28 protein-coding genes are annotated in these 26,091 nt (G+C 67.0%); 22 read left to right on the top strand and 6 right to left on the bottom strand.

Annotated elements, in window-relative coordinates:
- Positions 1 to 43 precede the first annotated feature (43 nt).
- From VAR608DRAFT_RS22875 to mnhG, 10 genes are all read left to right on the top strand, one after another.
- A complete protein-coding gene (locus tag VAR608DRAFT_RS22875; RefSeq protein ID WP_088956148.1) occupies positions 44 to 361 on the top strand; it encodes an integration host factor subunit beta in 318 nt (105 codons plus the stop codon).
- Positions 362 to 429: 68 nt separating this feature from the next.
- The gene (locus tag VAR608DRAFT_RS22870; RefSeq protein ID WP_088956147.1) at positions 430 to 750 is read left to right on the top strand and encodes a LapA family protein; all 321 of its coding nucleotides are present in this window, start codon (positions 430 to 432) and stop codon (positions 748 to 750) included.
- Positions 740 to 1,924 carry a lipopolysaccharide assembly protein LapB gene (gene lapB / locus VAR608DRAFT_RS22865; RefSeq protein ID WP_088956146.1) on the top strand — a complete coding sequence of 395 codons (1,185 nt, stop codon included), beginning with the start codon at positions 740 to 742 and terminating at the stop codon, positions 1,922 to 1,924. The genes VAR608DRAFT_RS22870 and lapB overlap by 11 nt, the downstream gene beginning before the upstream one ends.
- Positions 1,925 to 2,050: 126 nt before the next feature.
- Entirely contained in the window at positions 2,051 to 2,395 is a 345-nt protein-coding gene (locus tag VAR608DRAFT_RS22860; protein WP_088956145.1) for a ComEA family DNA-binding protein, read from the top strand.
- A gap of 120 nt (positions 2,396 to 2,515) precedes the next feature.
- Positions 2,516 to 5,452, top strand: a complete 2,937-nt coding sequence (locus VAR608DRAFT_RS22855; RefSeq protein WP_088956144.1) for a monovalent cation/H+ antiporter subunit A — start codon at positions 2,516 to 2,518, stop codon at positions 5,450 to 5,452.
- Positions 5,452 to 5,805: a Na+/H+ antiporter subunit C gene (locus VAR608DRAFT_RS22850; protein WP_088956143.1), complete on the top strand. Its 354-nt coding sequence runs from the start codon at positions 5,452 to 5,454 to the stop codon at positions 5,803 to 5,805. The genes VAR608DRAFT_RS22855 and VAR608DRAFT_RS22850 overlap by 1 nt, the downstream gene beginning before the upstream one ends.
- The gene (locus tag VAR608DRAFT_RS22845; protein ID WP_088956142.1) at positions 5,802 to 7,502 is read left to right on the top strand and encodes a monovalent cation/H+ antiporter subunit D; all 1,701 of its coding nucleotides are present in this window, start codon (positions 5,802 to 5,804) and stop codon (positions 7,500 to 7,502) included. The genes VAR608DRAFT_RS22850 and VAR608DRAFT_RS22845 overlap by 4 nt, the downstream gene beginning before the upstream one ends.
- The gene (locus tag VAR608DRAFT_RS22840; RefSeq protein ID WP_443082963.1) at positions 7,502 to 7,996 is read left to right on the top strand and encodes a Na+/H+ antiporter subunit E; all 495 of its coding nucleotides are present in this window, start codon (positions 7,502 to 7,504) and stop codon (positions 7,994 to 7,996) included. The genes VAR608DRAFT_RS22845 and VAR608DRAFT_RS22840 overlap by 1 nt, the downstream gene beginning before the upstream one ends.
- On the top strand, positions 7,993 to 8,271 hold the full coding sequence (locus VAR608DRAFT_RS22835; protein WP_088956140.1) for a K+/H+ antiporter subunit F: 279 nt from the start codon (positions 7,993 to 7,995) through the stop codon (positions 8,269 to 8,271). Before VAR608DRAFT_RS22840 ends, VAR608DRAFT_RS22835 begins: the two co-directional genes overlap by 4 nt.
- A 13-nt stretch (positions 8,272 to 8,284) precedes the next feature.
- On the top strand, positions 8,285 to 8,644 hold the full coding sequence (gene mnhG / locus VAR608DRAFT_RS22830; protein WP_088956139.1) for a monovalent cation/H(+) antiporter subunit G: 360 nt from the start codon (positions 8,285 to 8,287) through the stop codon (positions 8,642 to 8,644).
- Between the two features lie 294 nt (positions 8,645 to 8,938).
- Here mnhG and VAR608DRAFT_RS22825 read toward each other — a convergent pair whose 3' ends face one another.
- The gene (locus tag VAR608DRAFT_RS22825; protein ID WP_088958926.1) at positions 8,939 to 10,183 is read right to left on the bottom strand and encodes an integrase catalytic domain-containing protein; all 1,245 of its coding nucleotides are present in this window, start codon (positions 10,181 to 10,183) and stop codon (positions 8,939 to 8,941) included.
- Between the two features lie 210 nt (positions 10,184 to 10,393).
- On the opposite strand from VAR608DRAFT_RS22825, the gene VAR608DRAFT_RS22820 reads away from it, so the two are divergent.
- Positions 10,394 to 10,705: a hypothetical protein gene (locus tag VAR608DRAFT_RS22820; protein WP_088956138.1), complete on the top strand. Its 312-nt coding sequence runs from the start codon at positions 10,394 to 10,396 to the stop codon at positions 10,703 to 10,705.
- Positions 10,706 to 10,748: 43 nt separating this feature from the next.
- The gene (locus tag VAR608DRAFT_RS22815) at positions 10,749 to 11,303 is read left to right on the top strand and encodes a DedA family protein (protein WP_088956137.1); all 555 of its coding nucleotides are present in this window, start codon (positions 10,749 to 10,751) and stop codon (positions 11,301 to 11,303) included.
- Between the two features lie 33 nt (positions 11,304 to 11,336).
- Here VAR608DRAFT_RS22815 and VAR608DRAFT_RS22810 read toward each other — a convergent pair whose 3' ends face one another.
- Positions 11,337 to 12,668 (bottom strand): MFS transporter, encoded by a 1,332-nt coding sequence (locus tag VAR608DRAFT_RS22810; protein WP_231972931.1) that lies wholly within the window; start codon positions 12,666 to 12,668, stop codon positions 11,337 to 11,339.
- Positions 12,669 to 12,822: 154 nt separating this feature from the next.
- Here VAR608DRAFT_RS22810 and cyoA point away from each other — a divergent pair, with 154 nt between their 5' ends.
- The 7 genes from cyoA to VAR608DRAFT_RS22775 are packed head-to-tail and all read left to right on the top strand — an operon-like array spanning position 12,823 to position 19,584.
- Entirely contained in the window at positions 12,823 to 13,887 is a 1,065-nt protein-coding gene (gene cyoA / locus VAR608DRAFT_RS22805) for a ubiquinol oxidase subunit II (RefSeq protein WP_088956135.1), read from the top strand.
- 2 nt (positions 13,888 to 13,889) lie between these two features.
- Complete coding sequence (gene cyoB / locus VAR608DRAFT_RS22800; protein ID WP_088956134.1) at positions 13,890 to 15,893, top strand: cytochrome o ubiquinol oxidase subunit I; 2,004 nt, start codon at positions 13,890 to 13,892, stop codon at positions 15,891 to 15,893.
- A complete protein-coding gene (cyoC, locus tag VAR608DRAFT_RS22795; RefSeq protein WP_088956133.1) occupies positions 15,886 to 16,527 on the top strand; it encodes a cytochrome o ubiquinol oxidase subunit III in 642 nt (213 codons plus the stop codon). Before cyoB ends, cyoC begins: the two co-directional genes overlap by 8 nt.
- Complete coding sequence (gene cyoD / locus VAR608DRAFT_RS22790; RefSeq protein ID WP_088956132.1) at positions 16,524 to 16,922, top strand: cytochrome o ubiquinol oxidase subunit IV; 399 nt, start codon at positions 16,524 to 16,526, stop codon at positions 16,920 to 16,922. The genes cyoC and cyoD overlap by 4 nt, the downstream gene beginning before the upstream one ends.
- Complete coding sequence (locus VAR608DRAFT_RS22785) at positions 16,922 to 17,707, top strand: SURF1 family protein (RefSeq protein ID WP_088956131.1); 786 nt, start codon at positions 16,922 to 16,924, stop codon at positions 17,705 to 17,707. Before cyoD ends, VAR608DRAFT_RS22785 begins: the two co-directional genes overlap by 1 nt.
- Entirely contained in the window at positions 17,691 to 19,058 is a 1,368-nt protein-coding gene (locus tag VAR608DRAFT_RS22780) for an ATP-binding protein (RefSeq protein ID WP_088956130.1), read from the top strand. The genes VAR608DRAFT_RS22785 and VAR608DRAFT_RS22780 overlap by 17 nt, the downstream gene beginning before the upstream one ends.
- The gene (locus VAR608DRAFT_RS22775) at positions 19,042 to 19,584 is read left to right on the top strand and encodes a response regulator transcription factor (RefSeq protein ID WP_088956129.1); all 543 of its coding nucleotides are present in this window, start codon (positions 19,042 to 19,044) and stop codon (positions 19,582 to 19,584) included. Before VAR608DRAFT_RS22780 ends, VAR608DRAFT_RS22775 begins: the two co-directional genes overlap by 17 nt.
- Before the next feature lie 71 nt (positions 19,585 to 19,655).
- Here the strand turns inward: VAR608DRAFT_RS22775 and VAR608DRAFT_RS22770 are convergent, their stop codons facing one another.
- The 3 genes from VAR608DRAFT_RS22770 to VAR608DRAFT_RS22760 all read right to left on the bottom strand — a co-directional run bounded on the left by VAR608DRAFT_RS22770 (position 19,656) and on the right by VAR608DRAFT_RS22760 (position 21,528).
- Entirely contained in the window at positions 19,656 to 20,192 is a 537-nt protein-coding gene (locus VAR608DRAFT_RS22770) for a GAF domain-containing protein (protein ID WP_157731088.1), read from the bottom strand.
- A gap of 175 nt (positions 20,193 to 20,367) precedes the next feature.
- A complete protein-coding gene (locus VAR608DRAFT_RS22765) occupies positions 20,368 to 21,189 on the bottom strand; it encodes an alpha/beta fold hydrolase (RefSeq protein ID WP_088956127.1) in 822 nt (273 codons plus the stop codon).
- A 150-nt stretch (positions 21,190 to 21,339) separates the two neighbouring features.
- Positions 21,340 to 21,528, bottom strand: a complete 189-nt coding sequence (locus tag VAR608DRAFT_RS22760) for a hypothetical protein (protein WP_157731087.1) — start codon at positions 21,526 to 21,528, stop codon at positions 21,340 to 21,342.
- 192 nt (positions 21,529 to 21,720) lie between these two features.
- On the opposite strand from VAR608DRAFT_RS22760, the gene VAR608DRAFT_RS22755 reads away from it, so the two are divergent.
- Positions 21,721 to 21,939, top strand: coding sequence for a hypothetical protein (locus tag VAR608DRAFT_RS22755; protein ID WP_088956125.1), 219 nt, complete (start codon positions 21,721 to 21,723; stop codon positions 21,937 to 21,939).
- 3 nt (positions 21,940 to 21,942) lie between these two features.
- Here the strand turns inward: VAR608DRAFT_RS22755 and VAR608DRAFT_RS22750 are convergent, their stop codons facing one another.
- Positions 21,943 to 23,166: an NAD(P)/FAD-dependent oxidoreductase gene (locus VAR608DRAFT_RS22750; RefSeq protein ID WP_088956124.1), complete on the bottom strand. Its 1,224-nt coding sequence runs from the start codon at positions 23,164 to 23,166 to the stop codon at positions 21,943 to 21,945.
- 77 nt (positions 23,167 to 23,243) lie between these two features.
- Between VAR608DRAFT_RS22750 and VAR608DRAFT_RS22745 the strand changes: the two genes are divergently transcribed.
- Together VAR608DRAFT_RS22745 and VAR608DRAFT_RS22740 are read left to right on the top strand one after the other, a co-directional pair.
- Positions 23,244 to 24,383: an FAD-dependent monooxygenase gene (locus VAR608DRAFT_RS22745; protein ID WP_088956123.1), complete on the top strand. Its 1,140-nt coding sequence runs from the start codon at positions 23,244 to 23,246 to the stop codon at positions 24,381 to 24,383.
- Positions 24,384 to 24,400: 17 nt separating this feature from the next.
- Positions 24,401 to 26,041, top strand: a complete 1,641-nt coding sequence (locus VAR608DRAFT_RS22740) for a (2,3-dihydroxybenzoyl)adenylate synthase (protein WP_088956122.1) — start codon at positions 24,401 to 24,403, stop codon at positions 26,039 to 26,041.
- The last annotated feature ends 50 nt before the right edge of the window (positions 26,042 to 26,091 follow it).

Below are 26,091 nucleotides of genomic sequence, written 5' to 3'. Positions count from 1 at the left end.
TTGCGGCCGCTCTGTCCTTTTTTTCGTCTTCACGTTTTCTGTCATGACCCGTTCCGATCTTGTCGAAGAACTCGCCGCACGCTTTGCGCAACTGACGCACCGCGATGCCGAATACGCCGTCAAGACCATCCTCGACGCGATGGGCGACGCACTCGTGCGCGGACACCGCATCGAGATCCGGGGCTTCGGCAGCTTCACGGTGAACCGGCGCCCGCCCCGCATCGGACGCAACCCGCGTTCGGGCGAAAGCGTGCAGATCCCGGAGAAGCGGGTGCCGCACTTCAAGCCCGGCAAGGCCTTGCGGGAAGCGGTCGATGCGCGCAGCGCCGAACTCGACGCCGAGAAGAAAAGGCACGTGTAAAGCGAAGCACAGGCCCTCCGAGTCCGCCGACCTGCAGGCATAGAATTCCCCCGCCAACGGGGAAGCGCATGAAATATCTCCTGTGGCTGCTCAAGGCAGCCATTTTTTTTACCCTCTTCGCCTTCGCGCTGAACAACCAGCACGACGCGACGGTGTATTTCTTCTTCGGCACCTCCTGGCGTGCCCCGCTGGTGCTGGTGGTGCTGGCCGCGTTCGCGGGCGGCATGGTGGTCGGTGCCCTGGGTATGCTGCCGGGATGGTGGAAGCATCGCAGTGCGGCGGCACAGCAAGCGCCCGCCGCCGTCGCTGAGCCAGCCGCAGCGCCGGCCACGCCCCCTGCCACCGTTTCCGCCGCCGACCTGCCCGCCGTACGCCAACATGGACTTTGACCTCAGCTGGCTGCTGCTCGGCCTCCCGATCGCCTTCGTTCTCGGCTGGCTCGCTTCGCGCTTCGACCTTCGGCAGCTCAGGATCGAGAACCGCCAGGCGCCGAAGGCCTACTTCCGCGGCCTGAACTTCCTCCTGAACGAGCAGCAGGACCAGGCCATCGACGCCTTCATCGAAGCGGTGCAGAACGATGCGGACACGCAGGAGCTGCACTTCGCGCTCGGCAACCTGTTCCGGCGCCGCGGCGAATATCAACGTGCGGTCCGGGTGCACGAGCACCTGCTGGGACGCGGCGACCTGAGCCGCGCCGATCGCGACCGCGCGCAGCATGCGCTCGCACAGGACTTCCTGCGCGCCGGGCTGCTCGATCGCGCCGAGGCCGCGCTGCAGAAGCTCGAGGGCACGCGCTACGAGAACGAGGCCCGGCTCTCGCTTCTGGCCATCTACGAGCGTTCGCGCGAATGGGCCCAGGCGGCAGACGTGGCCCAGAAACTCGACGAATCGGAACAGGCCAGCTACGAGACACGGCGCGCACACCACCTCTGCGAACAGGCCGCCGAACGTGTCGCGGCCGCGGACCTGGACGGCGCGGCGCAGCTGCTTCGCCAGGCGGTGGCGCTGGCGCCGAACGCACCGCGCCCCGCCATCGATACGGCGACGCTGCAGCTGCGCAATGGCGATCCGGCGGCGGCTTTCGACACGCTCAAGGCGCTCAGCGAGCGCGCGCCGCTGGCGCTGCCGTTGTATGCGGCGATGCTCCAGCAGGCCGCGGTGGCATCGCAGCGTTCCGGAGAGGCACTGGCGCTGCTGCAGCGCCGGTACGTCGCCTCGCCGTCGATCGATGTGCTCGAAGCCATCATCGCGCTTGGCGGCACGCCCGCATTGCCGGATGACGCACGCTCGGCCGACGCGACGGCACCCGAGCCGCGCGACGGCTACATCGCGCACCTGGCGCGCCAGCCTTCGCTGGTGGCCGCATCGCGCTGGCTCGCCGGCGAGCGCTTCGAGCACGAGCAGTTCCATCCGCAGGTGCAGCGTTCCCTCGACCAGGCGACGCGGCCCCTGATGCGCTACCGCTGCGCTGCGTGCGGATTCGAGGCGCACCAGTACTTCTGGCACTGCCCCGGCTGCCAGGCGTGGGACAGCTATCCGCCCCGTCGCGTCGAAGAGCTCTGATCCCTGGCGACAGCCCGCGCGAGGCGGTCGCCCCCTCCCCGCTATCATGCGATCGCCGCGCGCGTTCTGCGAGCGGCGGAGCGCTTTCGCGTTCCTCTCACAACAATGTCAGGGAGATAGTTAGTCATGCTGAAGAAAATCCTGGCCGCCACGGCCATGCTGTTTGCCGTCGCCTCCTGGGCCGCGGTCGATGTCAACAAGGCCACCGAAGCCGAACTCGACAGTCTCAAGGGCGTCGGCCCCGCGCTCTCCAAGCGCATCATCGAAGCCCGCAAGCAGGGCGAGTTCAAGGACTGGGCCGACTTCATGCACCGGGTCAAGGGCGTGAAGGACAAGTCCGCCACCAAGCTCTCGGGCGAAGGCCTCACGGTCAACGGGCAGCCGTTCAACGCTTCCGCACCGGTCACCAGGAACGATGCGAAGAAGGCCGCGCCGGCAGCAGCGGCGCCGAAGGCTCCGGCGAAGCCCTGAGCTTCATCGCAGCGCACAACGGATGCGCTGAACTGAAGGCCGCCCTCGGGCGGCCTTTCTGCATCCTGCGCCTCATTCCGAGGGATTTGCGGCGGGGGGCGGTCGATAGAATCGATCGCAATGCCCCTGGTCTTTCTCGTTGCACTTCCGTTCATCGCCAGCGTGCTCGCCGCGCTGCTGCCATCGGATGCGCGAAACAGGGAATCGACCTTGGCGGGCCTGGTCGCACTGGGCTGCGCGATCCAGGCGGCATGGTTCTTCCCGGAGGTCGCCAGCGGCAGCGTGATCCGGCAGCAGATCGACTGGCTGCCCGCCATCGGCCTCGATCTCGTCTTCCGCATGGACGGCTTCGCGTGGCTGTTCTGCATGCTCGTGCTGGGGATCGGCACGCTGGTCGTGCTCTACGCGCGCTACTACATGTCGCCGTCCGATCCGGTGCCGCGATTCTTCTCGTTCCTGCTCGCGTTCATGGGCGCGATGATGGGCGTGGCGCTGTCGGGCAACATCATCCAGATGGTGCTGTTCTGGGAACTCACCAGTCTTTTCTCCTTCCTGCTGATCGGCTACTGGCACCATCGCCGCGATGCGCGGCGCGGCGCGAGCATGGCGCTCGTCGTCACCGGCGCGGGCGGCCTGTGCCTGCTGGCCGGCGCGCTGATCCTGGGACGCATCGCCGGCAGCTACGACCTCGACGCGGTGCTGGCCTCGGGCAGCCAGATCCGCGCGAACCCGCTCTACCCCGCCGTGCTGGTGCTGGTGCTGCTCGGCGCCTTCACCAAGAGCGCGCAGTTCCCGTTCCACTTCTGGCTGCCGCGCGCGATGGCCGCGCCCACGCCGGTCTCGGCCTACCTGCATTCGGCCACCATGGTGAAGCTCGGCGTGTTTCTGATGGCGCGGCTCTGGCCGGTGCTGTCGGGCACCGAGCAATGGTTCTGGCTGGTGAGCGGCGCCGGCGCGATCACGCTGCTGCTCGGCGGCTACGCCGCGATGTTCCAGCGCGACCTGAAGGCGCTCCTGGCGTATTCGACGATCTCGCACCTCGGACTCATCACGCTGCTGCTGGGCCTCAACAGCCCGCTCGCGGCGGTGGCGGCGGTCTTCCACGTCATGAACCACGCGACCTTCAAGGCATCGCTCTTCATGGCCGCCGGCATCATCGATCACGAGAGCGGCACGCGCGACATCCGCCGGCTCAGCGGCCTGCAGAAGCTGATGCCGATCAGCGGCACGCTGGCGATCATCGCGAGCGCATCGATGGCCGGCGTGCCGCTGCTCAACGGCTTCCTGTCGAAGGAGATGTTCTTCGCCGAGACGGTGTTCATCGAGGCCACGCCCTGGGTCAGCCGGAGCCTTCCGGTCATCGCGACCATTGCCGGCATCTTCAGCGTGGCGTATTCGGCGCGCTTCGTCTTCGACGTGTTCTTCGGCCCGCCGTGCGCGCCCCCCGACGTGCCCAAGCAGCCGCACGAGCCACCCCACTGGATGCGGGTTCCGGTGGAACTGCTGGTGCTGATCTGCCTGGTGGTGGGCGTCGCGCCCGCATGGTCGGTCGGCGCCTTTCTCGCCACGGCCGCAAGGCCGGTCGTCGGCGGCACCCTGCCGGAATACAGCCTGGCGGTGTGGCACGGATTCAACCTGCCGCTGCTCATGAGCGTCATCGCACTGGCCGGTGGGGCGGCGCTCTATCTGATGCAGCGCCGGGGCCGCGAACTGGGCGTGCTGACGGATGCCACGCCGCTGCTGCATGGCTTCGATGGCCAGCGCATCTTCGAGAACCTGCTTGCGCGCCTGGGCGAGACCGGCCGCCGCAGCCGCCGGATTCTCGGCACGCGGCGTCTGCAGATCCAGCTGCTGCTGCTGGTCGGCGTCGCGATCGGCGGCGCGGCCGCGGCGCTCCACTTCACGCCAGCCACACGCGGATCGCGCGAGCTGCTCCCCTTTTCGCCCATGTTCGCCATGACCTGGCTGATCGGCTGCACCTGCGCGATCGCCGCCGCAGTGCAGGCCAAGTTCCACCGTCTCGCCTCGCTGATGCTGGCGTCGGCCGCGGGGCTGGTGAGCTGCATCACCTACATCTGGTTCTCGGCGCCCGACCTCGCGCTCACCCAGCTCGTGGTGGAGGCGGTGACGACGGTACTGATCCTCCTCGGCCTGCGCTGGCTGCCGATGCGCACCGCGACACCCGAGCCCACGTGGTCATGGCTGCGCCAATGGGGGCGGCGCGGCCGCGACCTGGCGATCGCCACGGCCGCCGGGGCCGGCCTCGGCTCGATCGCCTGGCTGATGATGACGCGGAACTTTCCAGAGAGCATCTCGCCGTTCTTCCTCGACAACGCCCTGACGCGCGGCGGCGGCACCAACGTGGTCAACGTGATGCTGGTCGACTTCCGCGGCTTCGATACCTTCGGCGAGATCACGGTGCTCGGCGTCGTGGCGCTGACGGTCTATGCGCTGCTGCGGCGCTTCCGTCCCGCACCGGAATCGATGGCGCTGCCCCCGCAGCAGCGCGCGCATCCCGACGACGGCAGCAGCGACCTGCTCAACCCGCGCCGCGCCAGGGACACCGCGGTCGGCTACCTGATGGTTCCGGCGGTGCTCGTGCGGCTCTTGCTGCCGCTGTCGGTGCTGGTGTCGGTCTACTTCTTCATGCGCGGCCACAACCAGCCGGGCGGCGGCTTCGTCGCGGGGCTGGTGATGTCGGTGGCGCTGGTGCTCCAGTACATGGTGTCCGGGACGGAATGGGTGGAAGAGCATCTGCGCATCTATCCGCGGCGCTGGATCGCGGTCGGCCTGCTGCTCGCCTTGATCACGGGCGACGGCGCGATCCTCTTCGGCTACCCCATCCTCACCACGCACACGGCGCATCTGCACCTGCCGCTGCTGGGCGAGGTGCATGTGCCGAGCGCGCTGTTCTTCGACACCGGCGTGTTCGCGCTGGTGCTCGGCGCCACCATGCTGATCCTCACCGCGCTGGCGCACCAGTCGATCCGCAGCCATCGCTGGTCCGACGAGCAGGCCGAGCGTGCCGCCGCGGCCGAAGCGGAGGGTGTCGCCTGATGGAAATCGTCCTCGCGATCGCCATCGCCGTCCTCACCGCCTCGGGCGTGTACCTGCTGCTGCGCCCGCGCACCTTCCAGGTGATCATGGGCCTCACGCTGATCTCGTATGCGGTCAACCTGTTCATCTTCAGCATGGGCCGCCTCAAGGTCGACAGCGAGCCGGTGCTGACGCCGGGCTTCGCCGCCACGCTCGCCAACACCGCGGACCCGATGCCGCAGGCCCTGGTGCTGACCGCGATCGTGATCGGCTTCGCAATGACCGCCTTGTTCCTCGTGGTCCTGCTCGCCTCGCGCGGACTGACCGGCACCGACCACGTCGACGGTGAAGAGCGCCAGGGGCCCCACCCATGACCGACCTCTTGCACCTGCTCGACCGCGTGCTCGAACACGGCATGCCGCACCTCATCGCCGCGCCGATCGTGGTGCCGATGCTGACCGCCGCGCTCATGCTGCTGCTGCGCGAGGAACGCCGCCGGACCAAGTCGGCACTCAGCATCGCCTCGGGCCTGATCGGCCTCCTGGTCGCGCTCGCGTTGCTGCGCTGGGTCAACGCGCCGGAAACCGGCGGCGGCGCGGGCTCCATCGGCGTGTACCTGCCGGGCAACTGGCCCGCGCCGTTCGGCATCGTGCTGGTCGCCGACCGCCTCTCGACGATGATGGTCGCGCTCACCGGCGTCGTCGCGTTCGCGGCGTCCATCTACTCGACCTCGCGCTGGGACCGCGCGGGCGTGCACTTCCACCCGCTGCTGCAGTTGCAGCTCATGGGCCTGAACGGCGCATTCCTCACCGGCGACCTGTTCAATCTCTTCGTCTTCTTCGAGGTGATGCTGGCCGCCTCGTACGGCCTGCTGCTGCACGGCTCCGGACGCGGGCGCGTGCATGCGGGCCTGCACTACATCGCGATCAACCTCGCTGCATCGTCGCTGTTCCTCATCGGCGCCTCGCTGCTCTACGGCGTGACCGGCACGCTCAACATGGCCGACCTGGGCATGAAGATCGCCCGGATCGACCCCGCCGACCGCGGCCTGGTGCACGCCGCGGCGGCGATCCTTGCCACGGCCTTCTTCGCCAAGGCCGGCGCATGGCCGCTCAACTTCTGGCTCGTGCCCGCCTACAACTCCGCCGTCTCGCCGGTCGGCGCAGTGTTCGCGCTCTTGACCAAGCTCGGCATCTACGCCTTGCTGCGGCTCTGGACGCTGATGTTCGCCCCCGACACCGGCGCGTCGGCGGGATTCGGCCAGGGCGTGCTGATCGCGATGGGCCTGGCGACGCTCTTCGTCGGCGCGCTCGGCATCGTGGGCACGCAGCGCCTGTCGAACCTCGCCGGCTTCAGCGTGCTGGTCTCCGCGGGCACGCTGCTGACCGCCGTCGGCTTCGGGCAGACGGCCGTCTGGGCCGGCGCGCTCTACTACCTGCTCAGCTCGACCCTGGCGGTGAGCGCCTTCTTCCTGCTCATCGACATGATCGAACGCTGGCGCAATGCCGGCATGAGCATCGCGCCGCACGAGGCGGCCCACGAGGTGCCCTTCCTTTCCGCCGACCTGCAGCGCATGGCCGACGTGAATCTCGACGACAACGCCCAGGCGCTCTACGGCCGCGCCATTCCGGCGGGTGTCGCATTCCTCGGGCTCAGCTTCGCCGGCTGCACCATCCTGCTCGCCGGATTGCCGCCGCTGTCCGGATTCCTCGGCAAGTTCGCGATGCTCTCGGGCCTCTTGGATGCCGCAAGGGTCACGCCGGCGGCCTGGACCTTCCTGGTGCTGCTGCTGGCGTCCGGCTTCTTCACCCTCATCGCGTTCAGCCGCACGGGCATCCGGCATTTCTGGACGCAGGAGCACGGCAGGCTGCCCTCGCTGCCCGCCCTCGAGGTGATTCCGGTCGGGGTGCTGCTGGCCGCCTGCCTCGCGCTGGCGCTCGGCGCCGGACCGGCCCTGCAGCATGCCACTGCCACGGCCGAGGGACTGCGCACGCCGACGGCCTATCGCAACGCGGTGCTCCATGCGCGCGAAGTGCCCAGCCCCGCGCCGAAACCGGGGGTCGCGAAATGATCAAGCGCTGGCTCCCCTTCCCGCCGCTGTCGCTGGGTCTCTTCGTCGTGTGGCTGCTGCTCAACCAGTCGCTCGACCTCGGGACGCTGCTGCTGGCGGCGATCTTCGCGATCGCGGTGCCGCTCTTGACCCAGTCGCTGCGGCCGCGGGAAACGGTGCGCATCCACCGGCCCGGCACGGCGCTGAAGCTCGCCTTCGTGGTCATGCATGACATGGTCGAATCCGCCCTCACCGTGGCGCGCCTGCTGCTGACCCGCCGCAACGACGAGATGCACCCGTGCTTCGTGCGCGTTCCGCTTCAGCTGCGCGATCCCAACGCGCTCGCGGCGCTCGCGATGATCGTCTGCCTCACGCCCGGCACGGCGTGGGGCGAGATCTCGTTCGACCGTTCGAGCCTCTTGATCCACCTGTTCGACGAGCGCGATCCCGAGGCCTTCATCCTGCTCGTGAAGTCGCGCTACGAGCGCCCGCTGATGGAGATCTTCGAACCATGACGCCAGTCCTTTTCTGGGCGCTCAAGCTCGCGCTGTTCCTCCTTGCCGTGGCGATGCTCTGCGCGGTCACGCGCCTGCTCATCGGCCCGACTGCGCAGGACCGCGTGATGGCGCTCGACTGCCTCTACATCAACGGCATGCTGATGATGCTGATCCTCGGCATCAACTACACCAGCAGCGTGTACTTCGAGGCCGCGATGCTGATCGCGCTGTTCGGCTTCCTCGGCTCGACGGCGCTCGCGAAGTTCCTGCTGCGCGGCGAAGTCATTGAATGAAGGAGACTCTCGAATGACCAATCTCATCGGCAGTCCCCTGCCCCTGTGGGCCGAAATCCTCACCGCGGGCTTCGCGGTGCTGGGCGCGGCCTTCGCGGCCATCGGGTCGTTCGGGCTCGTTCGGCTGCCGACCTTCTTCCGGCGCATCCATCCGCCGACGCTGGGCGCGACGCTGGGCGTGTGGAGCATCACGCTCGCCACCGTCATCTACTTCTCGGTGCAGAGCGCGAGCCTGTTCCTGCACGCGGTGCTGATCGCCCTTTTCGTCGCGCTCTCGGCGCCGGTGACCACCATCTTCCTGATGCGCGCGGCGCTTTTCCGCGAACGGCTCAAGGGCGGCAATGTGCCGAGCGCCGATGCCCGCCAGCCCTGACGACAGTCTTTTCCAAATGAGGTATGAGCCTGGAGCAGCCTGAGAACGGCGATGCGAAGCGAGTCGATCCGTTGTTGACAGCCTGCAGTGTAGTGAGGGGCAGTTCTGGACTTCTTTTGAACGCAGAAGGGGGTACAGGCGCGGCGCAGCCGTGAGACTGTGGGCAAAGCTACAGCTTGCTGAGCTTTGTCCACAGACCACCCTGAAGGGGCGCCAAGGGGGAAGGCTTTCCCCCTGCTTGTGGGTCTTGCTGCGCAGCAGCACATGCTGTGTCTTGCCTGGCGGGGCGCGCAGCTACGCGCGAGCGGGCACGCGTCGGAACAGTTCTGCGCGCGCTTCGTTCAGCTCCTGGGCGGCCTGAACGTCGCTGAGCGCTCGGGCGAGCTGCTGCAGCTCTTCGAGCGTGACGCCTTCGCGCAGAAACTTTGCCGCATCGGGCAGGCTTGAGAGCTTGTCCAGTGGCGTCATCGCGTCCTTGGGCCGGTACACGCGCTTGATGCGACCAGGCTTCTTCGCATCGGCCACCTCGGTGGCGAACAGGCACGGGCGGTGAAAGTTCAGGAACGGGTTGAGGTACTCGACGCAGAAGGTGTTGAAGCGCCCCGCATGGCGTTGCGCGATGTGCTCGTAGCCGAAGATCTTGCGCACGACCGCACCGTTCTTGGTCTCGGCCAGGCCGTTGTCGTTGCTGCGGCGCGGGCGGCTGCGTGTGAACTCCACGCGCAGCTTCTCCAGCATCGCGGCCACGCGGTGGTTGACGTACTCGCTGCCGTTGTCGGCGTGAAAGCCCAGGATCTCGAAGGGGAACTGCGCGAGCATCTGCTCGATGACCGGCAGCAGGTGGTTCTCGGCAATGGTCTGCACGCTGGCTACCACCTGCCACTGCGTGACGCAATCGACCGCGTTGATGTGGTACAGGCCTTTGGCGCCGTCGAAGTCGCCCTGGTGCACGCTGTCGATGCGGATGAATCCGGGGCGGCCATCTGGCGCGGGGGCCTTGCGCACGCCGATCGTCACGGCTTTGTCGCCGCGCGTCTTGGTCAGCACGACGCGCTGGGCGCGATAGCTCGCATCGTTGCGCAGGTTGTACAAGTGCGCCACCGAGATCGATCCCAGTCGCTCGAACCGCGTGTCGCCGAAGACATCGCGCTGGCGGCGCAGCACGCATGCCGTGGCCGGCCCCGACAGCGTGCCCATGGCGCGATCTACCTCGGCCAACAACGCCACGTCAGCGGCCGTATAGCGCCGTGCAAACGCGTGCTCGGGCGCGCGGTAGTTCTTCACCAGCGGCTTGCCCGCCATCCAGCGCGAGACCAGCCGCGTCACCTGGGCACGGCTGTAGCCGCTCAAACGCTGCAGGTAGGCCAATACCGCGCCCTTGTCGGCCCGACCCAGCTGGCGGTACCCCAGTCGCCGCAGCACAGTCGCAACCCAGCCGTAGCGCCCCTCATCGTCCTGAGCCGCGCGAAACCGCAGTTCCTGCGTCCCTGCCAGCACCTGGCGCACCTGTTCCACCGTGCGTACTTGCGCCTCGTCCATGTCGATCACCATTCGCCTCGATGATCGACTCGCCCGTCGGCAGGCTGCCCGTCAGCCGCTCAACCGCCGCTGCAGGCTCCCGCCAGGCTCATTTCCCACTGGAATCACGAGCCCGGCTCCAGGCTCACACCTCGTTGGACAAGACTACGACTTGGCCGCGCGCATGCAAAGGCGGATCATCCCATCGCAACGTTTCCTGGAGTTCGTGCCATGAAGGCTCTCGTTCTGACGACGGCGCTCGCCGTCATCCCACTGGTCGCGTCGAATGCGAAGGCGCAGGTTTTCGGCGGCGACGACGGCGGCGCAGCGCGCGCCGAGCGCATGCAACAGGGGAAGGCTGCCGCACGCGGCCCACAGGTCGGCGAAGGCAATCCGGTCCCCGATGCCAGGCCGAAGACCTCCACCGACGAGCGCGCCGCGGCGCGCGCCCGGCGCACGACGGCCGGCGCCCAGGCGGCACGCGGCCCGCAGATGGGTGAAGGCGATCCGATTCCGCGTCCGGCCCCGGCCGCGAACAGGTAGTTCGATCCCACCGCGCCCGCGCTTGCCTGCATGATTGGCGCCCATGCATTTGTCCGAATTCCTGCAGAACTACGGCTATCTAGCCGTCTTCCTCGGCGGCCTGTTCGAGGGCGAAACCATCCTCATGCTGGGGGCCTTCGCGGTCCACCAGGGCTATCTGTCGCTCGGGCCGCTGATCGCCTGCGGCGCGGCAGCCGCATTCCTCACCGACCAGTTCTACTTCCACCTGGGGCGTCGCAAGGGCGCCGAGCTGCTCGCCGAGCGCCCGAAGCTGCGTTCCTACGTCGAACGGGTCAATGGTTTCGTCACGCGGCATCCGGTCGCGACGATCTTCGTGATGCGATTCGCCTGGGGGCTTCGGATCGCGATGCCGGTCACGCTCGGCATGGGCCGCATGGCGGCGCTGCCCTACGCCGGGTTCTGCGCGATCGCGGCGGTCGTGTGGGCCACCGTGATCAGTCTTTTCGGGGTGAAGATCACGGCGTGGATCCATGCCGCGGTCGGCCACCTGCGGCCCTACGAGCACAGGCTGATCGCCACGGCGTTCGTGCTCGCCGTGGCGCTTGCGTTGCTCAGGCAGTGGCGCAACCGGCGCTGAAGGCCGGGCCGGGAGCGGCGCGCCCCGCGTGGATCAGTCGTTGTCGCCGCGCTCGAGAATCGCGCGGTTGATGTACAGCGCGACGAGCGTACAGAGCGCGCCGGAGAGCAGATAGACGCTCACGTAGCCCAGGCCGAAGCTCGAGGACAGGCCGAGCGCGACGAGCGGCGCGAAGGCGGCGCCGATCAGCCAGGCCAGATCGGAGGTCAGCGCAGCACCGGTGTAGCGGTACTTCTTCTCGAAGTTCGCGGTCACCGCACCCGCGGCCTGACCGTAGGACAGGCCCAGGATCAGGAAGCCCACCAGGATGAACACGTCCTGGCCGAGCTTGCCGCCGTCGAGCAGCGTCGGCGCGAAGCCGCTGAAGACCGCGATCAGCACCGCGAGGCTGCCCAGCGTGTTGCGGCGCCCCATGCGGTCGGCGATCAGGCCCGAGGCGACCGTGCCGATCGCGCCGAGCACCGCACCGACCATCTGGACCACCAGGAATTCGCTGATCGACTGGGTCGAGAACAGCGAGATCCACGAGAGCGGGAACACGGTGATCAGATGGAACAGCGCGTAGCTGGCGAGCGCGGCGAACGCGCCGATGACGATGTTGTAGCCCTGCGAGCGGGTCATCTCCAGCACGTTGGTCGGCTGGAGTTCGCGCGATTCCAGCGCGCGGTCGTATTCGTTCGTGGAAACCAGGCGCAGGCGCGCGAACAGGGCCACGACGTTGATCGCAAACGCGACGTAAAAGGTGTAACGCCATCCCCAATCGAGGAAATCCTCCATCGAAAGGCTCGAATACAGGTAGGCGAACAGCGCGCTGGCCATGAAGAAGCCCAGCGGCGCGCCGAGCTGGCCCAGCATCGCGTACCAGCCGCGGCGGTTCGGCGGTGCGTTGAGCGCCAGCAGCGACGGCAGACCGTCCCACGAGCCGCCGAGCGCCAGGCCCTGGCCGACGCGCAGGATCGACAGCAGCACGATCGCGGCCGTGCCCATCGACGCATAACCCGGCAGGAAGGCGATGCCGGCGGTCGAGATACCCAGCAGGAACAGCGCCATGGTCAGCTTGGCTTCGCGCCCGAACCGGCGCTGGACCGACATCGAAATCAAGGTGCCGAATGGCCGGGCGATAAAGGCGAAGGAGAAGATCGTGAAGGCGAGAAGCACCCCGTCGAGGCGGTTCTCGAACGGGAAGAACACCGACGGGAACACCAGGACCGAGGCGATCCCGTAGACGAAAAAGTCGAAGTACTCCGATGCACGGCCAATGACCACGCCGACGGCGATCTCGGAAGGCGTGATGTGCGAGTGCTCATCCCCGTGGAGGGTCTCGCTGATATCGGTATGGACGGGTGTGGGACTGATGCCGGACATCATCATTTCTGCAAAGGTTCGTATGTCATCCTGGGACCCCGCAAGGTTCTCACCGAATCGGGATTGCCGCCATAGGACAAAACGTCCAATATCCGGCACCTGCCAAACCAAGTAGATTCTGGCCTCTTTGCCCAGTAAAAGCTCACTCTTCGGCATGCCTCCCCTCTCCAAACTCCGCGGACTGCTGCTGCTGCCGCTCGCCCTGTTGGCGGGCTGCAACATGGTGGTATTGAACCCTTCCGGCGATATCGCCCGCCAGCAAGGCCAGCTGGTCGTCATTTCCACGGTGCTCATGCTCCTGATCATCGTGCCGGTGATCGGGCTGACCATCTTCTTCGCCTGGAAATACCGGCAGTCCAACCAGGAGGCGAAGTACACGCCGGATTGGGACCATTCCACCGAGCTCGAACTGGCGATCTGGGCCGCGCCGCTGATGATCATCATCGCACTGGGCGCCATCACCTGGATCAGCACCCACACGCTCGACCCGTACCGCCCGCTGCGGCGCCTCGAGGTCAACCGCCCGGTTCCCGACAACGTCAAGCCGCTGACCGTCGAAGTCGTCGCGCTCGACTGGAAGTGGCTTTTCATCTACCCCGAGCAGGGCATCGCCGCCGTCAATGAGCTGGCGGCGCCCGTGGACCGGCCGATCGAATTCAAGATCACCTCGTCCTCGGTGATGAATGCCTTCTACGTTCCCGCGCTGGCCGGCATGATCTACGCGATGCCGGGCATGGAAACCAAGCTCAACGCGGTCATCAACCAGCCCGGCGAGTTCGACGGCTTCTCGGCCAACTACAGCGGCGCCGGCTTCTCGGGCATGCGCTTCAAGTTCCACGGCGTGAGCAACGAAGGCTTCGACCAGTGGGTCCAGAAGGCCCGCGCCGAAAGCACCGAGCTCAGCCGCGAGGTCTACCAGAAGCTCGAGCGTCCCAGCGAGCGCGAACCGGTGCGCCGCTTCGGCAGCGTGGCCGCCGACCTCTACGACGCGATCCTCAACCGCTGCGTCGACCGCAACAAGATGTGCATGAACGAGATGATGGCCATCGACGCAGGCGGCGGCATCGGCGGCGCACCCGGTGCCTACAACGTCGCCAGGAAGCCCTGGCGGCCCGATGAGAAGAATTCCCCGATCCGCAGCTACGTGACGGCCATGTGCACCGTCGAGGACCCTGCCGGCATCTCGATCCCGCGTACCAACTTTCGCATCGAAGAGTAACGATGTCCGAACATCTTGATTTGACGAAGCTGATCTTCGGCCGTCTCAGCTGGGAAGCGATTCCGCTTCACGAACCCATTCTCCTGGTGACCTTCGCGGCCGTCGTTCTCGGCGGCATCGCAGTCCTCGGCGCGATCACCTACTTCCGTCTCTGGGGCACGCTGTGGCGCGACTGGATCACCAGCATCGACCACAAGAAGATCGGCGTCATGTACGTGATCCTCGGCCTCGTCATGCTGCTGCGCGGCTTCGCCGACGCGCTCATGATGCGCGCCCAGCAGGCCATCGCCTTCGGCGACTCCGCCGGCTATCTCCCGCCGCACCACTACGACCAGGTCTTCACCGCCCACGGCGTGATCATGATCTTCTTCGTGGCGATGCCGCTGGTCACGGGCCTGATGAACTACGTCGTGCCGCTGCAGATCGGCGCGCGCGACGTGGCCTTCCCGTTCCTGAACAACTTCAGCTTCTGGATGACGACCTTCGGCGCCATCCTGGTGATGGCGTCGCTCTTCGTCGGCGAATTCGCGCGCACCGGCTGGCTGGCCTATCCGCCGCTCTCGGGGCTGGATTTCAGTCCTGACGTGGGGGTCGACTACTACATATGGTCGCTCCAGATCGCGGGGGTCGGCACCTTGCTCTCCGGCGTCAACCTGATCGCGACCATCGTCAAGATGCGCGCGCCCGGCATGTCGATGATGAAGATGCCGGTCTTCACCTGGACCGCCCTGTCGACCAACATCCTGATCGTCGCCGTCTTCCCGGTGCTGACCGCGACCCTCGCGCTGCTGTCGCTCGACCGCTACGTCGGAACGAACTTCTTCACCAACGACCTCGGCGGCAATCCGATGATGTACGTCAACCTCATCTGGATCTGGGGCCACCCGGAGGTGTACATCCTGGTCCTGCCGGCCTTCGGCATCTTCTCCGAAGTGGTGGCGACCTTCTGCGGCAAGCGCCTCTTCGGCTACGCCTCGATGGTGTATGCGACGCTGGTGATCACGATCCTCTCGTACCTCGTGTGGCTGCACCACTTCTTCACGATGGGTTCGGGCGCGAGCGTGAACTCCTTCTTCGGGATCACCACGATGATCATCTCGATCCCGACGGGCGCGAAGATCTTCAACTGGCTGTTCACGATGTACAAGGGCCGCATCCGCTTCGAACTGCCCATGATGTGGACGGTCGCCTTCATGATCACCTTCGTGATCGGCGGCATGACCGGCGTTCTGCTCGCGGTGCCGCCGGCCGACTTCGTGCTGCACAACAGCCTGTTCCTGATCGCGCACTTCCACAACGTGATCATCGGCGGCGTGCTGTTCGGCCTGCTGGCCGGCATCACCTACTGGTTCCCGAAGGCCTTCGGCTTCAAGCTCGATCCGTTCTGGGGCAAGTGCTCGTTCTGGTTCTGGGTGGTGGGCTTCTACGTCGCCTTCATGCCGCTGTACGTGCTCGGCCTGATGGGCGTGACGCGCCGCCTGAACCACTTCGACGACCCGTCGCTGCAGATCTGGTTCGTGATCGCCGCCTTCGGCGCCGTGCTGATCGCGCTGGGCATCGCCTCGTTCATCATCCAGATCGCGGTGAGCTTCATGCGCCGCGAGCAGCTGCGCGACACCACGGGCGATCCGTGGGATGCCCGCACGCTCGAGTGGTCGACCTCGTCGCCGCCGCCGGCCTACAACTTCGCGTTCACGCCGCGCGTGCATGACAACGATGCCTGGACCGACATGAAGAAGCACGGCTACGTTCGTCCGACCGAAGGCTTCATCCCGATCCACATGCCCAAGAACACCGGCGCCGGCTTCATCATCGCGGCCCTCGCCACCGTCACGGGCTTCGGCCTCATCTGGCACATGTGGCTCGTCGCCGGCATCGGCTTCGTCGCCACGCTGGCCGCCGTCATCACCCACACCTTCAACTACAAGCGCGACTTCCACATCCCCGCGGAAGAAGTCGTCCAAACCGAAGGCAAACGCACCCGCCTCCTGGCCGCCCATGTCTGACGCAACCGCACTCTCCCCCGTCGGCGCCGCGAGCGCCAGCCCCAGCGCCCGCTTCTATCTGACGAGCGAGCACCATCCCGAACAGGGCACGCTGCTCGGGTTCTGGCTCTACATCATGAGCGACTGCCTGGTGTTCGCCTGCCTGTTCGCGGTCTACGGCGTGCTCGGGCGCAGCTATGCGGCCGGCCCCTCGGGCGGCGAACTCTTCGATCTGCGGCTGATCGCGCTGAACACCTCGCTGCTGCTGCTGTCGTCGATCACCTACGGCTTCGCGATGCTCGAGATGCAGCGCAACAAGGCGAAGGCCGTGATGATCTGGCTGCTCGTGACGGGCCTCCTGGGCGCGGGCTTCATCGGCATCGAACTCTTCGAGTTCTCGCACCTGATCCACGAGGGCTTCGGCCCGCAGCGCAGCGCGTTCCTGTCGTCGTTCTTCGCGCTGGTGTCCACGCACGGCCTGCACGTGACCTTCGGCATCATCTGGCTCGTCGTGCTGATGGCCCAGGTCGCCAAGCACGGCTTCATCGCCGAGAACCGCCGCCGCCTCATGTGCCTGTCGATGTTCTGGCACTTCCTGGACGTGGTCTGGATCGGCGTCTTCACCTTCGTCTACCTGATGGGAGTGCTGCCATGAGCGCACACAACGCAATCTCCGAGCACCACGGCCACGACGACCATGGCCATGACGATGGCGGCGCGCCGCACGCCACCTTCAAGGGCTACATGACGGGCTTCGTCCTGTCGATCATCCTGACGGCGATCCCCTTCTGGATGGTGATGGGCAACGTGTTCGAGAAGCCCAGCACGACCGCGCTGGTCATCCTGGCGTTCGCGGCGGTGCAGATCGTGGTGCACATGGTGTACTTCCTGCACATGGACTCGAAGTCCCAGCACGGCTGGACGATGCTGGCGTTCATCTTCACCGTCGTGCTGGTCGTCATCACCTTGTCCGGCTCTTTGTGGGTCATGTTCCACATGAACAACAACATGATGCCGCACATGACGACCGAATCGCACCACAAGCCTTGATGGCCGAGCGCGGCCCCCGTTCCGCGCCTTTCCTGGCCGCGCTCGCGATCTTCGCGGCAGCGGTCTTCACGGGGCTCGTCGCCCTCGGCCTGTGGCAGGTCGAGCGGCGATCCTGGAAGCTCGATCTCATCGCCAGGGTCGACCAGCGCGTGCACGCAGCGGCCGTTGCGGCGCCCGGCCCCGGGCAATGGCAGCAAGTCAATGCGGCCGCCGACGAATACCGGCGCGTCTCTGCCACCGGCACCCTCCTGCTCGATCGCGAGACGCTGGTGCAGGCCACCACGGACCTCGGCGGCGGCTACTGGGTGCTCACGCCGCTGCAGCGCACCGATGGCAGCGTCCTCCTGATCAACCGCGGCTTCGTTCCGCCGGAGCGCCGCGATCGCGCCAATCGCGGCGACAGCGCGCCGGCCGGCGAAACCACCGTCACCGGGCTCCTGCGCCTCACCGAGCCCGGCGGCAGCTTCCTCAGGCACAACGATCCGGCCGCGAACCGCTGGTATTCGCGCGACGTGCAGGCGATCGCCGCCGCACGCGGACTCGGCCAGGTGGCGCCCTTCTTCATCGACGAGGAAGCGCCTGCCGGCCACGGCGCGGCGTCACCGAAGGAGCAGAGCTGGCCCGCCGCGGGGCTGACGGTCATCAGCTTCCCGAACAACCATCTGAGCTACGCGATCACCTGGTTCGCCCTCGCCCTCATGGTCGCCCTGGCAGCCGGGTACGTGGCGCGCGACGAGCTTCGGGTGCGCCGGGGCCGCATGCGCGAAGATGCGCGCCATGACTGACTCCACCGCGACTGCGACCGCGCCGACGCCTCGATCCGACAGTTCCCCCGGTCCGCGCTTCGGCGACGCCACCGGCCTGAAGAACATGCAGCAGCTGATCCAGCTGCGCTGGATCGCGGTGGTCGGCCAGGTCGCCACGATCCTCGTCGTCCACTTCGGCTTCGGAATCCGGCTGCCGCTCGACCAGATGCTGGCGGTGCTGGCCGGCCTCGCGGCCTTCAACGCGGCGAGCCAGTTGCGCTGGCGCATCCCGCGCGACGTGACCAACACCGAGCTGTTCATCGCGCTCTTGGTCGACGTCGGCATGCTCACGGCGCAGCTCTACCTCAGCGGCGGCGCGGCCAACCCCTTCGTCTTCCTCTACCTGCTGCAGGTGATCCTGGCGGCCATCCTGCTGGAGTCGTGGTCGACCTGGACCATGGTCGGCGTCACGATCGCCTGCTTCGCCGGCCTCGCGCTGTTCTCCGAACCACTGCGGCTGTCGACGGACCCGGGCCAGGGTCTGTTCAGGCCCTACGTGGTCGGCATGCTGATCTGCTTCGCGCTGGTCGCGGCGCTGCTGGTGGTGTTCCTCACGCGGATAAGCCGCAACCTGCGCGGGCGCGATGCGCGCCTCGCCGATCTGCGCCAGCGCGCGGCCGAAGAGGAACACATCGTCCGCATGGGCCTCCTGGCCTCTGGCGCGGCGCACGAACTCGGCACGCCGCTCGCCACGCTCGCCGTGATCCTCGGCGACTGGCGCCACCTGCCCCACTTCACCTCCGACCCGGAACTGCTGGAAGAGGTCATCGAAATGGAAGCGCAGGTCAAACGCTGCAAGACCATCCTGAGCGGCATCCTGCTGTCGGCCGGCGAGGCGCGGGGCGAGAACTCGGAGGAAACCACCGTCAGCACCTTCCTCGACGACCTCGTTCAGGAATGGCGCACCACGCGCGCCGCGACCTCGTTCGCCTACGAGAACCGCTTCGGCCACGACCTGCCCATGGTTTCGGATTCGGCGCTCAAGCAGATGATCTGCAACGTGCTGGACAATGCGCTGGAGGCCTCGCCGCAATGGGTGGGCCTCACGGCCGCGCACGACGGCGATGCGCTGACCCTGACGGTCTCCGATGTCGGCCCCGGTTTCGCGCCGGAAATGCTGGCGCAGTTCGGCAAGCCCTATCAGTCGAGCAAAGGCCGGCCCGGCGGCGGGCTGGGCCTGTTCCTCGTCGTCAACGTGGCGCGCACGCTCGGCGGCAGCGTGACGGCGCGCAACCGCCCCGAGGGCGGCGCGGTGGTCACGCTGACGCTGCCGCTGGCCGCGATCACACTCGAAGAGGACGACGAAGAAGACGATGGACACGGACGCTGAACGCCTGCTGCTGATCGCGGAAGACGATGCGGCCTTCGCGCGCACGCTCGGCCGGTCGTTCGAACGCCGCGGCTACACGGTCATGCACGCTTCGAACCTCGAGCAGGTCGCGGCGCTGCTGCAGGACCACTCGCCCGGCTACGCGGTGGTCGACCTCAAGCTCAACGGCGATGCCTCGGGCCTCGCGTGCGTGCAGACGCTCAACCGGCACGACCCTTCGATGCTCATCGTGGTGCTGACCGGCTTCGCGAGCATCGCGACCGCGGTCGAGGCGATCAAGCTCGGCGCCTGCCACTACCTCGCCAAGCCATCGAACACCGACGACATCGAGGCGGCATTCGGCCGTGCCGAGGGCACCATCGACGTCGAGCTGACCAACCGATCGACGTCCATCAAGACGCTGGAGTGGGAGCGCATCCACGAGACGCTCGCCGAGACCGGCTTCAACATCTCCGAAACCGCGCGCCGGCTCGGCATGCACCGCCGCACGCTGGCGCGCAAGCTGGGCAAGCAGCAGGTCAAGTAGGCCGAAGGCGGCTCATTGGAGTACCTTCGCGCAGCAGCGCTGCGGTATTCGCCTTGGGGCGGCCCGGCGGCTCATGCGCGCCCTTCGGCCTGCGCCAGCAGCCTCGCGGCGGCCTTGGCGGCCATCTCGAGGCGCTTCACGTCCCGCTCGTCGAGGTCGGCGCGGGGTTCGAAGCTGAACCCGCACAGCACGCCATAGAGCCTGCCATCCGTGAACCGCACCGGGACGCCGACGTGCGCGCCCATGCCGTGGTAGTACGCGGGCAGGCCGTTCGTCGTCCGGATCGGCGTGACGTCGGGAATGACGCAGGGCATGCGCCCGTCGACGATGCGCTGGCAGATCGACTCGATGCGCGGATGGCCCTGGCCGGGCTTGATGATCGCGTCGATGGTCTTCGACGAGATGTGGCGGAAGACGCGGTGGTCATCGACGAATTCGCCGACGAACACCACTTCGAGGTCGAGCTGCTCGCGCACCATGCGCAGCAGGCTCGCGATGCTGCGCTCGGTCAGGTTGCCGTGCGTGTGGATGTCCGGCGTGATCGCCGCCACTCGGGACGCCCAGGTCTCCAGATCGTCGGCGTCGCCCTGGGGTGTCTTGTCGTCCATTCTTGCCCTCTCGTGGCGAGATCCTAAGCCAGAGGCGCGCCGACTTGTACCGGGGTTTTGTGGATAAGGTTGTGTGTAGTGCGTGGAGGTTCGTGCGCGAAGCGAGTCGCCATGCGGGTTGCCGCTGCATTGCCTCGGAAACAGGCAGCGGCCCCCGGATGTTCGCAAGTTCCGGTCAGCCCTTGATGAAGGCCAGCAGATCGGCATTGAATTCGTCGGCCTGGGTGGTCGCCAGCCCGTGCGAGCCGCCGGGATAGACCTTCAGCGTCGAACCCTTGACCAGCTTCGACGACAGCATGGCCGAGGCACCGATCGGCACGATCTGGTCGTCGTCGCCATGCGCGATCAGCGTCGGCACGTCGAACTTCTTCAGGTCTTCGGTGAAATCGGTCTCGGAGAACTGCTTGATGCAGTCCAGGAGGCCCTTGTGCCCGCCCATCATGCCCTGCAGCCAGAACGAATCGCGCACGCCTTGCGAGACCTTCGCGCCCGGCCGGTTGTAGTTGTAGAAGGGCACCGTGAGGTCCATGAAGAACTGCGATCGGTCGGCGGTCACGCCCGCGCGGATGCCGTCGAAGACCGCGAGCGGAGCCCCGCCCGGATTCGCGGCGGTCTTGAGCATCTGCGGCGGCACCGCGCCGAGCAGAACCGCCTTGGCGACGCGCGAGGTGCCATGCCGCCCGATGTAGCGCGCGACCTCGCCGCCGCCGGTGGAGTGACCGACCATCACCGCGTCCTGGATGTCGAGCTTGTTCATCAGCTCGGCGAGATCGTCGGCATAGGTGTCCATGTGATTGCCGTCCCAGGGCTGGCTCGAGCGGCCATGCCCGCGCCGGTCATGCGCGATGACGCGATAGCCGCGCTCACCGAGGAAGACCATCTGCGCATCCCACGCATCCGCAGTGAGCGGCCAGCCGTGGGAGAACACGACCGGCTGGCCTTTGCCCCAGTCCTTGTAGAAGATCTGCGTGCCGTCTTGGGTGGTGAGGGTGCTCATGCGGTCCTTTCCGTGGTCGTGTTGGGAGGGATGGAGTGCGTGCCGCACCCGGTCGGGCGCGGCAGGGCAGCGTAGACGAGCGAGCTTCTTTTTGGAAGCGCGTCGGCGCACCAGGCCCTGCGACCAAAGACGGATGGCGATGCGCGCCGCTCAGAGGCGCGCAAAATACTTGAAGCCGAGAACCAGCACGACCCCGAGAATCGCGAAGAACAGCAGCCGGCCCCAACGCGCGATGGGCTGGTTGTAGTCGGGTATTTCGTTGCGGTGGAGGCCGGAAAACGATGTGGTGTCCGGCTTGTCCCGATGCCAGTCGTGGAAGTTGTCGCGCTCGGTATTCATGTAATACATATTAACTACACTTACATGCGTACCCACAAGTGCTCCACTTGACGAATCCCCGAGGTGCCAAAAAGTGCACGCTTCGCGCCGGTTGTGGACGGTGTCCAGCGACAACCCGAGGGAACGATGACACGGGCGTAACGTAGGCATTGGCCTACAGAAAATCCAGGGGCGCGCACCCACCATCAAGGCATGAAAAACCCGATCAAACTCGTCATCGACGAGCCCGCGCCCGGATCGTTCATCTGGACACTTCTGGAGACCGACGCCGGCGGCGCACCGCGCAAGGTGCTGCGCGCGGCCGAGTTCGGAGCAGACACCTACGAGGCCGCGCTCGCGGCCGGGACGCGCATGATGGACGCCGAGATTCGCAAGAACGTCGCGGCGCCCGCGGAGCGCAACAACGCCTGACTCCTAGGCCAGGAGCGACTTCAGCGGCACGGCTGGATTGGCCGCGACCGACGGTTCGGGGCTGCGGCCCGCTTCGAGCAGCTTGCGGCTCATCATGTGGTCGACCGGTGCATTCACCGATTCGACGCAGCGCAGTTGCGCCCCGACGTAGTGCAGCAGCGAGAACGACGCGGGGTTCGCGCCCGGCCGGCGGACCGTGAGCGCGCCCGCCGTCCCCGGCGCCGGCACCAGCCCCGCCATCTGCAGGCGCAGGCTTCCCTGGTCCGACCAGAACCACGGCACCACGTCATGCGGACGCGGGGCCCCGGTGAGCGTCGCCACCGCGGTGCGCGCCTGGTCGTTCGCGTTCTGCACCGATTCGAGCCGAAGCGGCGCGTCCGAGCGCTGGTCCGGAAAGCGCGTGCAGTCGCCGACCGCGAGGATCGCCTCGTCGCTGGTCTGCATGAAGGCGTCGACCACGACGCCGTCGGCGCACTCGAGGCCGGCCGCCTGCGCGAGTGCGATCTCCGGCACCGCGCCGATGCCGAGCAGCAGAAGATCGATCGGCTGGGGCTGGCCATCGATCTCGATCGCGGTCAGATGGTTGCCGTCGACCTGCCGCACGTCCGCCTTCACCCCGACGCGGATGTCCATGCCCGCCGCGCGATGCGTCGCCAGCACATGCGCCGACAGCTCGGGCGACACCGCGCGGCCCAGCAGCCGCGGTGCGCTCTCGAGCACCAGCACCTCTTTGCCGAGCGCCAGCGCGGTCGCTGCCACTTCGAGCCCGATGAAGCCGCCGCCGAGCACGGTCACATGCTGCGCGAGAGCGAGCTTGTCGCGCAGCTGCACCGCCTCATGCGCCGCACGCAGAAGCGCCACGTTCTCCAGCCCTTCGAGCGCCGAGATACGGCGCGCGCGCGTGCCGGTGGCGAGCACCAGACGCTCCCATCGGAGCACCGCGCCCGACTTGAGCGTGACGGTGCGCGCCTGCCGGTCGATGGACTGCGCCGCATCGCCCAGATGCAGCGTGATGCCCGCATCCGCATACCAGACCTCGGCGCGATGCTGTTGCGGCACCTCGTCCGGGCTCTTGAGGAAGGTCTTGGACAGCGGCGGCCGGTGATAGGGAATCGCCGTTTCCTCGCACACCATGTGGATGCGCGCGCCCTGCCCCGCTTCCACGAGGCCGGCACAGAGTTGCGCGGCCGCATGGCCGCCGCCGATGATGACGATGTTCGAATTCATGATGGTTTCCGTGACGGGTCTGCCACTGTAGCCTTAGCATGGCGGCAACGACCACAGCGAGCCACAGAGACAACGAGATGAAGATACGCATCATCGGTGGCGGCCCCGCGGGCCTCTTCTACGCCTATCTCATGAAGCGCGACGATCCGTCGCACGACATCCGCGTGTACGAGCGCGATCCCGAGAGCGCCACCTACGGCTGGGGCGTGGTGTTCTCCGACGTCGCGCTCGCCTTCGTGCGCGACATCGCGCCGGAGCTCTACGAATCGATGACGCGCAACCAGGAGGTCTTCGACGAGATGGCGGTGGTGCATCGGGGCGTGCACGTCACGCTCGCGCACAACACCTTCCACCGCATGGCGCGCATCGACCTGCTGAAGGCGCTGCACGCGCACTGCCGCAAGGCCGGCGTGGTGATCGAGTTCGAGCGCCGCGTGGGCGACGTCGATGCCTTCGCCGATGCCGACCTGATCGTCGCCGCCGACGGCGCCAACAGCGCGATCCGCACGCGCTTCAAGGAGCACTTCGAGCCCACGCTCGACGAGCGCCCGAACCTGCTCGCGTGGTACGGCACCACGCAGCTCTTCGATCCGCTCTCGCTCATCTTCCGCCAGAACCCCGACGGGCTCGCGATCGCGCACACCTACCGCTACAGCCGCACCCACAGCACCTTCCTCGTCGAGGTCGACCCGGCGACCTTCGGGAAGGCCGGGCTCGGCAGCATGACCGAGGACCAGAGCCTCGCGTGGTGCGAGAAGGTCTTCGCCGAAGACCTGAAGGGCCACAGGCTGCTGTCCAACAAGTCGAGCTGGTTCCGCTACACCATCGTGAAGAACCGCAACTGGCACTGGCGCAACATCGTGCTCCTCGGCGATGCGCTGCGCACCGGCCATCCTTCGGTCGGTTCCGGCACGCGGCTCGCGATGCAGGATTCGATCGCGCTCTTCGATGCCTGCAAGACCTGCGGCAACGACGTTCCGAAGATGCTCGATGAATTCGTTCGCATCCGCCAGCCGGGCTCCGACTCGCTGCAGAAGGCCGCGATCAGGAGCACCGAGTGGTACGAGAACCTCGGCCCCAAGCTGCCGCTCGATCCGATCTCCTTCGCCTACGACTACGTGACGCGCAGCGGCCGCGTCGACCATGCCGACGTGCGCCAGCGCGACCCCGAGCTCGCGGCCGCGTACGAAAAGCTGCACCCCGAACTCGGCTTCTGACACCGGAAGGATTCGCCATGCTCGAAGGCTGCGTTCCCTGGCCCGCGGAGGCCGCCGACAGGTTCCGCAGGCTCGGCCTGTGGGAAGACATCACGGTCGCCGAGATGGTCGAGCGCACCATGCGCACGATGCCGGACAAGACGGCGGTCGTGTTCAACGACCAGCGCATCAGCTACGCGGAACTGGTGCGCTCGTCGCAGCGGCTCGCAGTGGCCCTGCTCGACCTCGGCCTGAAGCCGAGCGACCGCGTGGTGATGCAGTTGCCGAACGTGCCCGAATTCGTCATCAGCTACCTCGCGCTCAACCGGATCGGCGCGATTCCGGTGATGGCGCTTCGCGCCCATCGGCACAACGAGGTGCGCCACTTCATCCGTGCCTCGGGCGCCACGGCGTATCTGGTGCCCGACGTGCTCGGCAACTTCGACTACCGGTCGATGGCCGCGGAGATGGCATCTGAGTTTCCGCACCTGCGCCACGTCATCGTCGCGGGCGAGCCGGCACCGGGGCAGCGCGCGCTGGGGCCGCTGATCGACGGCAGCGCCGTCGACACGCATGCGCTCGGCCAGCGCCTCGACGCGGTGCGCCCTTCGCCCGACGACGTCTCGACCATGCTGCTCTCGGGCGGCACCACCTCGGTGTCGAAGCTGATCCCGCGCACGCACAACGACTACGTGCTCAACGCGCGCCTGTGCGCGCACACGGCGGGATTCGATCAGGGCACGGTGTTCATGGCGATCCTGCCGCTCGGGCACAACTACAACCTCGCTTCGCCCGGCATGCTCGGCACCTTCCATGCGGGCGGAACGGTGGTCATCGCGGCAAGCACCGACATCGAAGAGATATTCGCCACCGTCGAGCGCGAGCGCGTCTCGGTCATCGCGAGCGTGGTGCCGCTGATCTCGAACTGGATCAACAGCGATGTGCCGGCGCGCTTCGACCGCTCGACGATCAAGGTGATCCAGAACGGCGGCGCGCGGCTCGCGCCCGAGCTGCGCATGCGCCTGAGAGAACAGTTCCACTGCACGCCGCAGGAGATCTACGGCACTGCCGAGGGCCTCATCAACATGACACGGCAGGGCGACCCGGACGACCTGCTGCTCGAAAGCTCCGGCGCACCGGTCAGCGAATACGACGAGATCAAGGTGCTCGACGACAACGACCGCGAAGTACCCGACGGCGAGCCCGGCGAGCTGGTCACGCGTGGCCCCTACACCATCCGCGGCTACTACAACGCGCCCGCAAAGAACGCCGAGGCCTTCACGGCCGACGGCTTCTACCGCATGGGCGACATCGTGCGAAAGCGCGGCCGCCACGTGTTCACCGAAGGCCGGCGCAAGGACCTCATCAATCGCGGCGGCGAAAAGATCAGCTGCGACGAGATCGAGAACCTCATCTTCGGCATGCCGCAGGTGAAGGTGGTCGCGCTGGTGGGCCTGCCCGACCCGGTCTTCGGCGAGAAGGCCTGCGCCTGCGTGATCCTGCAGCCGGGCGCCACGCTCGGCTTCGACGAACTCGTCGCCTACCTGCGCCAGCAGAAGATCGCCGCCTTCAAGCTGCCGGAGCGGCTCGCGATCATGCAGGAGTTCCCGGTCAGCCCGGTGGGCAAGATCCTCAAGCGCGAACTGCGCGAGCGGCTGACGGCGCAGCCGGACGCGTGATCGCGCCCCCTGGCAGGCGCGCGGCCATGCCTGCGCGGGTATCCTCACGA

This window comes from Variovorax sp. HW608 (genome assembly GCF_900090195.1).
GTDB lineage: Bacteria > Pseudomonadota > Gammaproteobacteria > Burkholderiales > Burkholderiaceae_C > Variovorax.
This window is presented reverse-complemented; position numbering and strand designations above follow the sequence as displayed.